6 protein-coding genes are annotated in these 6,890 nt (G+C 47.2%); 2 read left to right on the top strand and 4 right to left on the bottom strand.

Annotated features, from left to right (window positions below):
* Window positions 1–415: 415 nt before the first annotated feature.
* Together QUB39_RS08775 and QUB39_RS08770 are read right to left on the bottom strand one after the other, a co-directional pair.
* Window positions 416–637: a hypothetical protein gene (locus tag QUB39_RS08775; RefSeq protein ID WP_333057430.1), complete on the bottom strand. Its 222-nt coding sequence runs from the start codon at window positions 635–637 to the stop codon at window positions 416–418.
* A complete protein-coding gene (locus QUB39_RS08770; protein WP_333209555.1) occupies window positions 634–2,403 on the bottom strand; it encodes a S8 family peptidase in 1,770 nt (589 codons plus the stop codon). The genes QUB39_RS08775 and QUB39_RS08770 overlap by 4 nt, the downstream gene beginning before the upstream one ends.
* 255 nt (window positions 2,404–2,658) lie before the next feature.
* On the opposite strand from QUB39_RS08770, the gene QUB39_RS08765 reads away from it, so the two are divergent.
* Both QUB39_RS08765 and QUB39_RS08760 read left to right on the top strand, forming a co-directional pair.
* Window positions 2,659–3,075, top strand: a complete 417-nt coding sequence (locus tag QUB39_RS08765) for a hypothetical protein (protein ID WP_333057452.1) — start codon at window positions 2,659–2,661, stop codon at window positions 3,073–3,075.
* Between the two features lie 571 nt (window positions 3,076–3,646).
* On the top strand, window positions 3,647–5,347 hold the full coding sequence (locus QUB39_RS08760) for a pentapeptide repeat-containing protein (protein WP_333057429.1): 1,701 nt from the start codon (window positions 3,647–3,649) through the stop codon (window positions 5,345–5,347).
* A 34-nt stretch (window positions 5,348–5,381) separates the two neighbouring features.
* Here QUB39_RS08760 and QUB39_RS08755 read toward each other — a convergent pair whose 3' ends face one another.
* Both QUB39_RS08755 and QUB39_RS08750 read right to left on the bottom strand, forming a co-directional pair.
* Entirely contained in the window at window positions 5,382–5,582 is a 201-nt protein-coding gene (locus QUB39_RS08755; protein WP_333373815.1) for a hypothetical protein, read from the bottom strand.
* A 26-nt stretch (window positions 5,583–5,608) separates the two neighbouring features.
* Window positions 5,609–6,691, bottom strand: a complete 1,083-nt coding sequence (locus tag QUB39_RS08750) for a patatin-like phospholipase family protein (RefSeq protein WP_333209535.1) — start codon at window positions 6,689–6,691, stop codon at window positions 5,609–5,611.
* Window positions 6,692–6,890: the final 199 nt, after the last annotated feature.

Raw genomic sequence — 6,890 nt, 5'->3', positions numbered from 1 at the left:
ACCTCGAACCGGAGACTAAATTAGTAGATGCACCCTGATTAATTAACTCCCGACCAATTTTGGCCGGGTTTTTTTTGGCGATCGCACCCCAAACCACGAATTTCCCCAAATTTTCCCAAAATGTCCCGAACAGGTGCACCTCGAACCGGAGACTAAATTAGTAGATGCACCCTGATTAATTAACTCCCGACCAATTTTGGCCGGGTTTTTTTTTCGTATTGCAGTCAAAACCACAAAATTTCAATAAATCAATAATTATCCGCGTTAATCTGCGTACATCGGCGGTTAAAAATCAAATTGATCCCGAACATCGTCCTAGCCACTGGAAAGTAAATAAAGATGCACCCTGATTAATAAACCCCAGCCAATTTTGGCCGGGGTTTTTTTTGCTCGAAAGCTGGATTAGTCGATCGACCTACAACACATCAAAAGACTGCACCTCAAGCACCGGGCCGATCATAGCAAAAGTCATCACATCCTTGCGGACTTCACCTTTGACACTGACTTTCAAATCAGCTTTTTTCAACTCAGAAGGAGCATTCTTAAGTTCGTAAGTTTCCCCATCTTCGCCAACCAAAGCCCAAGTGCCCGGGCCTAATCCTTTGCGTTCAATTTTGCCTTTGACAGTAATACTCATGCCGATCGCACCTCTGTTTTAATTGCTAAACGCGCCAGTCCGAAACACAGAAAAGCATTGACAATCAAGAATGTTTGTGATAATAAACCTGTGCCCAATCCCCAGACTGCGGGAGACACAAAAGCATTCACCGCTAAACTGCTAGCAAAGCCGATCGAAATTGCGATCGCGATCCACTTCCACTGTTGATGTCCCAACAGCAAAGCAATCAAAAACCCAGGAATCAAAACGCTAGCAAAAAAGGGATTCAGCATACTGCTGCCATTAATTGCGCCGCCGAGTTCGGGAATAGAACTGCCCATCACCCGCAGCGGCCACTGCGGCAAGTCAAATACAAACAGATTTCGCAGCCCAAAGAACCCAGAACTGCCAGCAATCAAGCCGCCGGAAAAGCCCCAAGTCCACTGGAACGGAAAATAATTCCGCATAAAAAAAGCCAGCAGGTAAGAACCGAGCACCATTGCAATTTTAGGCAACAGGGCGACTGCACCGCCGTCAATCCAAAAGCGGGGGTTGAGATAGCCGTTATCGCGCAGCCAGCGGAAGAAATCGCGGAAGTTGATTTGTCCGCGCTGGGCTAGCTGAACTGCTGCGGCTGCGTCTAGGTGTCCTGAACCAAAATGGTTTAACGGATCTTCAGTGACACTTCGCGAGGATTGCAAGAGTACGCTGCGAATTTCGTCTGGTTCTGTGATGCCGGAAGCCTTGACAAGGGCTGCAACGGCTGCAACGTGGGGAGAAGCCATGCTAGTGCCTTGGTAGCCTTCAAAGACTTCGGCGCCGGTTTCCGGGTCGATCGTACTTTGCAGGATCTTGCCCATTTCAGAACCGCCGGGGGCTGCAATGTCAACCCCTGCGCCGAAATTGGAGTAAGAGGCTTTTTCGTCGTCGGGGCCGAGGGCGGAAACGCCGATGACGTGGGGATAGCGGGCGGGATAGGAAGCGGAACTGTCGCCGGAGTTGCCGGCGGCTGCGATGATGACAACGCCTTTAGAGTGGGCGTAGTCGATCGCCTCGGACATTAACTGACTTTCACCGCCGCCACCGAGACTCATGTTGATGACATCTGCGCCGTTGTCAGCAGCAAATTTAATTGCTTCGGCGATGTCGGAAACCGTGCCGCCACCGCTGCCGCTTAACACTTTTAGCGGCATTAAAGCTGCTTCGTAGGCGATGCCCGCAACGCCGTAATTGTTGTTAGTTGATTGGGCGACAGTACCAGCGACGTGAGTACCGTGGCCGTTGTCATCGTAGGCTTCGGCGCGATCGTTTACAAAGTCGTAGCCCGGTACAAATTTGGTTTCTTTTAAGTCAGCGACTGGAGTAATACCCGTGTCAATTATCGCTACTGTTGTGCCGCTGCCTTTGGTTTCGTTCCAGGCAGATTCTACATTGATACTGCGGAGATTCCACTGCTTGGTATACATGGGGTCGTTGGGAATCTCGAAAGCGCTGTAGACGTAGTTCGGTTCAATGTATTCGGTATCTTTAGCCAAATTTGATTTTCTCAGGGCGTTTAGCAAAGTGCGATCGCCCTTAACTACATATACATTGTCTGCCGCTGAGAATTCGCTGTTGAGTTGCGGTGCGACTTGGTACTGTTGGGCGATCGCATTTACTTCTTTCGCAATCTCAGCAGCACCCAAATCTTCGCGGAAATCCAGCACAATCGAGTCGTAAGTGCCTTGAGTAGCAAGTCCTGGGAAATTAGAAATCGCCCAGCCGAGCCCGATTAAAAATAAGCACAGAAGGAAAAACTTTTTCATTGCCGATCGTCCGTTTAGGGAAGGCGTGTTCACCACAATAACCCAATTTTCACTGCCCGCGCCAGTTTTCCTTGCTGTGGCTTGTGGATATCTCGCACGCGGGCGTTTGGTATTTTTCGGCTGTGGCTGTTGCTCGATCAAAAATTGCTCTAATTTCTAGTTTAAATTGCAGAGCAAGTTTTAGGAGTTCAATTAATTGTATCATTAGAGAAGATGAGAAACAGAACAAGCGAGTATTTTCAACAAGGGTATTGCATGGAAAGAGGTTTAATGTGGCTGCCCCTGCTGGCAATCTTTATCGGGCTGGCTTGGGCAGGGTGGAACGAGTATCAAAAGCTGGAAGCGTATCGCGTCTGGGCAGAACAATTCGCTAAAGCCAAGTACGATATTTATGCTGTACTCGGTCAGCAAGAAGACTGTTTAACTTGGGGAAAACCTACTCGCAGCGGGCCTGTAAATTTGCAAACTTTTTCTTTAAAAGACGTGCAGTCGCTGCGGTTGTTAGTCAACTCTCAGGCAGTTGATTTAGAGTCGCCGCCGAATTCGGGAAGTCCAATCGCCCTCGAATTTTTGTTGAAAGATGCTGCTGCGGTGCAGGTTCCTTTTACAGAAATTCCTCTAGCGACTAAATGGGGAAAACACTTACAGCAAGAATTGCAGCGCTTTAGGTAAAAACACTCTCCGGCGGGGCAGTGTATGGGGAGCATCTCAATGAAAGCAACCAAGCCCAAAATTGGAGTTTGGAGGCAGGAGTTTGGAGGCAGGAGGCAGAAGAAAACAGGAAGAAGGAAGGAGCCAGAAGAAGTATTTTTCCAAATATAAGATGCTCCCAGCGTATTAGATATGAACTCGGCTACTTGAAGTTACAAAAGTCTGTAAAACTGGTAGTAGAAATAGAAGTTACGCACCAAATCCTTTGAACTGCCATCTATAGGGGTAAAGTACGCACTGATCGCCCGGAGGACATGAGTTATTACAGTAAGTAGTAGGAGTAGTGTTCCCGTGCTTAGCCCGCTCGTGTTCCGTGCGTACCTTACAGTTCAAGTTATTGACCCCCTCGCATCCAGGATACCCGCCACGTGATTCATCCGTCCAGAAATAAAAAACCTGTATCCGATGAAAATTGGCGAACGTATTTATCTGTGGGGTCAATGCTTTAATCTAAAATCTAAAATCTAAAATCTAAAATCGATTGACCCGCGCGTCCTAAAACAGCTAAATTGCCAGCCCCCCAATCTGCGGAATGCAAACACAAGAATTTTTACAGCGCTATCAACAGGGAGAGCGCAACTTTGGTCACATTGACCTTAGCGGCGCTAGTTTAAGCGGTGTTAACCTGCGAGAAATAGACCTCACTGGTGCTAACTTGACCGGTGCTAATTTGAGCTGGTCTTTTTTGAGCAATGCCAAGTTGATAGGGGCTTGTTTGCGGCGCGCGGATCTCCGCAGTGTGGGGCTGGCTGGGGCGAATCTGAGCGGGGCAAATTTGAGCGGGGCAAATCTTGCTAAAGCGGATTTGCGCCTTGCTTGTTTGGAAGCCGCAGAACTCAATTGGGCCGCGTTCCCCGAAGCGGATTTGGGCGGTGCTAATCTTCAAGGAGTTAAATCTGACCAAATTAATTTGGCTGGGGCTAAACTCGACGGCGCGAAGTTGATGGAGGCGGAATTGATGGAGGCGAATCTCAACCGCGCCAGTCTTGTTGGTGCTAATTTAACGGGTGCTAATTTGCGGGAAGCGCATTTGGTGGAAGCGAATTTGCGATCGGCAATTTTGAGCGGTGTAAATTTGATTGAAGCTGACTTGAATGGCGCTCAAATGCGATCGGCAAATCTGACGGGCGCTGACTTGCACCGAGCTGTGCTGGCGGGGGCGGATTTGACTGAGGCGGTGCTGGATAACGCTGATTTGAGTCGAGCTAATCTGGCGGGTTCTTATTTATTGAAAGCGAGTTTTAAGAAGGCGCTTTTGCTGCGAGCTAACCTGCAAGGAGTGTATTTACTGCGAGCTGATTTGAGCGAAGCTAATTTGCGAAGTGCTGATTTGCGGAAAGCTGATTTGAGTGGCGCTTATTTGATGGATGCGATGTTGAGTGAGGCGGATTTAAGAGAAGCTTGTTTGATTGAGTGCCGTTTGATTCGGACGAATTTGGAGGGGGCGCAGCTTACGGGTTGCTGCATTCAAAATTGGCAAGTTCAAGATGTCGATCTGTCGAGAGTTGACTGCAGCTATGTTTTTACTGAGTTTGATTATACTGCCAAAGTTGCGGCCAATCGCTTTCCGGTCGATCGCGATTTTGAGTCGGGGGAATTGGGGCGGCAGCATCAAGAGGACAGTTCTATTGTCAAGGTGTGTTTTGATGAATCTCCTAATTGGGAGGCTTTGGTTTTTACGCTGCGTCGGGTGGAGTTGGAAAGCCACGAACTCAAATTCAACGTTCAATTTTTTGATTCTGCGGGAGAACAAAGTTTACTGCGGCTGAGCGCGAACCGTTTGGTAAACGGCAAGATTTTGGGCGATCGCATTTTGGAGCTTTATCCAGATATGTTGGAAAAGGTTTTAGCCAAAGGTGCTGAAATTTTGAGTTTGCTCGACTTGGCTGTTCCTAGTAACAATGCGGAGGCGAGTCACAAGGAGGCTTTGCTCAGAAGACAGGAAATCTACCAGCGAATGGTGCGCCAAATTTCGTTTATTTTGATGTCTCAGACGCCGGATAAATTCTCCGAAAGCGTGCAGCGGCTGTTGGATTATTTGAAGCAGCAAGGTATCCCGACAGAGCAGATTCAAAAGAAAGTCATCAGTCAGGCGATCGTGCAGCGCGCCAAGCAAGACCCAGTTTTTCGCGAACAGTTGCTCGCGTGGGAGAAAACGGCGTCCGATCGCGTTCGCGGTTCGATGATGGGGGAAGCGGTGCGGTTTGCGATCGCTCTTTTGCTCAATTATTAACAGTTAATTGTGAACACTTAAAGCCGGAGAGCGACTAATACCCGCACTTGCTCGTCGGTGTCGGAAACTGCCAGCGATCGTGCATTACTGCCAAGCAATACCAAGTTTTTCGGGAACATTTGCTCAGGTGGGAGAAAACGGCTTCGGAGTGCGATCGCTCTTCGGTAATGGGGGAAGCCGTGCGGTTTGGGATGCCCTTTTGTGGGCATGAATACACACAAAATCTTACCCCCATTAAAAATCCTCCAACCGGATCTCGATTTAACTGTCCGGTTGATTAGAATATAGTTCAGTTTCCTCCTTCAAAAGATTACACAACTCATTCAAATCTTTCTTACTGTGTTCAATCAGTTTTTCACCTCGCTCCTCAAGGTGATCGATATTACTGGGACTTGCGTTGTCCATTTGGTCTTGACCATTATCGCTACTCAATTGAAGTTGAAAACGATAGTAGTTTCGGTTATTATCTTTGTCTCCTTTACTCACCATTAGCTGCTGAAGCTGAAACGCAACAGATTCGCTTTGACCATCTAAAACAACGTTAAGTAAGGGAAGCGCCCATTTGATTTGTCCCCAATTTTTGGCGTCTCTATACTTATACCTCCTGGTGACTGAGCCAGTACCCAAAGAAACAACAAGGGTATCCTTACGGTGTAGTTCTTCATCAGTCTTTTTCTTGTAAGAAATCATTGCCTCCATCATTGCAATTGAAGCAGGATTATTTGCAAAAACTCCACCGTCTACCAAAGCGTAATGTCCCTCATCGGTAGTATGTGCCGTTTCGAGTTCGTAGGGTGGAAAGAATGTCGGTGCAGCAGAAGTTGCCATGGCTGCCTCCCACATTTTGAATCCACTACATAGTTTGCGGCTATGAATACTGTCGCATTCCTCTGCGTCCGGATTGCTTGTAAAAAAAACTGGTGCTCTCAGTTCGATATCATAGCTGGGGATGAAAATTTCTCGTAAGGCATCTTCAACCTTAGCTTCACCTAGAATATCCTTTAAAACTTGTTGCTTACCTTTTGGGTTGTGCTTGGGTTGTAGCAACTCGTCAAAAGACATTGGAATATTCTGATTAAAAACCTTTTGTCCATACTTGCGATAGAAATTTACAAGTTCGGCAGCGGTATACTCTGGCTCACGATTGATGCTAGAGTCTGAGTTCTTTCTAGTTAAACCCAGTGCTAAAATTCCTCCTGTTGAAGTGCCTGCAATAAAATCAAACATTGTTGCTATGCGTTTTCCTGTGCGCTCTTCAATGTAGTTGAGAACGATCGCAGGAATAATACCTCGGATACCGCCACCATCAATTGAGAGAATTCTTCTCTTGAATTTAGTAGCCATCACATTTACTCCTTTAGATATTGCTTAAGTTGTCAAGATAAATGAAACAAACTCAGGATCGCGAATTAAATAACTTACAATTTTAATTGTTATTGTGGGATGGGCGTCCCGCCCGTCCAAAAAGAATGGGCGTCCCGCCCATCCCACTTTCAAGAGTGGAAGTTATTTAATTCTCATTCCTCATACAGGATCAAAATAC

The sequence above is a fragment of the Microcoleus sp. AT8-B5 genome (genome assembly GCF_036705565.1).
GTDB lineage: Bacteria > Cyanobacteriota > Cyanobacteriia > Cyanobacteriales > Microcoleaceae > Microcoleus.
Note: the sequence above shows the minus strand (reverse complement) of the source record. Positions and strands in the feature narration are given on the sequence as shown.

What these genes read in the sequence shown, in the direction of transcription:
- QUB39_RS08775 (WP_333057430.1), bottom strand. Translation starts at nt 637, where the DNA reads ATGAGTATTACTGTCAAAGGCAAAATTGAACGCAAAGGATTAGGCCCG.
- QUB39_RS08770 (WP_333209555.1), bottom strand. Translation starts at nt 2,403, where the DNA reads ATGAAAAAGTTTTTCCTTCTGTGCTTATTTTTAATCGGGCTCGGCTGG.
- QUB39_RS08765 (WP_333057452.1), top strand. Translation starts at nt 2,659, where the DNA reads ATGGAAAGAGGTTTAATGTGGCTGCCCCTGCTGGCAATCTTTATCGGG.
- QUB39_RS08760 (WP_333057429.1), top strand. Translation starts at nt 3,647, where the DNA reads ATGCAAACACAAGAATTTTTACAGCGCTATCAACAGGGAGAGCGCAAC.
- QUB39_RS08755 (WP_333373815.1), bottom strand. Translation starts at nt 5,582, where the DNA reads ATGGGGGTAAGATTTTGTGTGTATTCATGCCCACAAAAGGGCATCCCA.
- QUB39_RS08750 (WP_333209535.1), bottom strand. Translation starts at nt 6,691, where the DNA reads ATGGCTACTAAATTCAAGAGAAGAATTCTCTCAATTGATGGTGGCGGT.